At 68.1% G+C, this 1,148-nt stretch carries 1 protein-coding gene; it reads left to right on the top strand.

Going from position 1 to position 1,148, the window contains the following annotated elements:
* The coding region (locus tag ACFQ11_RS37735) for an acyl-CoA dehydrogenase family protein (RefSeq protein ID WP_378307752.1) at positions 1-1,148 on the top strand (1,148 nt) is incomplete at both ends.

Here is a 1,148-nt window from a genome sequence, read left to right on the forward strand (position 1 = left end):
TACGCTCCGTCGGAGGAGCACGAGCTGCTGCGCAGCACGGTGCGCGAGCTGGCCGATGCGAAGATCGCTCCGTTCGCGGCGGAGGTGGACGAGGAGTCGCGGTTCCCGCGGGAGGCGCTGGAGGCGCTGGTCGCCAATGATCTGCACGCGGTGCACGTGCCGGAGGCCTATGGGGGTGCGGGTGCGGACGCGCTGGCGACGGTGATCGTGATCGAGGAGGTCGCGCGGGCGTGCGGGTCGTCGTCGTTGATCCCGGCGGTGAACAAGCTGGGGACGGTGCCGGTGCTGCTGGCGGGGTCGCGGGAGCTGAAGGAGAGGTTCCTGGCGCCGGTGGCGGCGGGGGAGGCGATGTTCTCGTATGCGCTGTCGGAGGCGGATGCGGGGTCGGACGCGGCGGGGATGAAGACGCGTGCGGTGCGCGATGGTGATTTCTGGGTGCTCAACGGCGCGAAGATGTGGATCACCAATGCGGGGGAGTCGAAGTACTACACGGTGATGGCGGTGACGGATCCGGGTGCGGGTGCGCGGGGGATCTCGGCGTTCGTGGTCGACGCCGACGATGCGGGGGTGTCGTTCGGTCCCAAGGAGCGCAAGCTGGGGATCAAGGGGTCGCCGACGCGTCAGGTGATCTTGGAGGATGTGCGGATTCCGGCGGATCGGATGATCGGTGCGGAGGGGACGGGGTTCAAGACGGCGCTGGCGACGCTGGACCATACGCGGATCACGATCGCGGCGCAGGCGCTGGGGATCGCGCAGGGGGCGCTGGATTTCGCGGTGGGGTATGTGAAGGAGCGCAGGCAGTTCGGCCGGCCGGTGTCCGATTTCCAGGGTGTGCAGTTCATGCTGGCGGACATGGCGATGCGGCTGGAGGGGGCGCGGCAGCTGACGTATCACGCGGCGGTGAAGTCCGAGCGGGCGATGCGGGGCGAGAAGGTCGCGGATCTGACGTTGGTGTCGTCGGCGTGCAAGGCGCTGGCGTCGGATGTGGCGATGGACGTCACGACCGATGCGGTGCAGTTGCTGGGCGGGTACGGGTACACGCGTGATTTCCCGGTGGAGCGGATGATGCGCGACGCCAAGATCACCCAGATCTACGAGGGCACCAACCAGATCCAGCGGATGGTCATGGCCCGCCAGCTCCTCAAGTA

Origin of the sequence: Actinomadura sediminis (assembly GCF_042675525.1) — a bacterium.
In the GTDB taxonomy this organism is placed as follows: Bacteria; Actinomycetota; Actinomycetes; order Streptosporangiales; family Streptosporangiaceae; genus Spirillospora; species Spirillospora sediminis.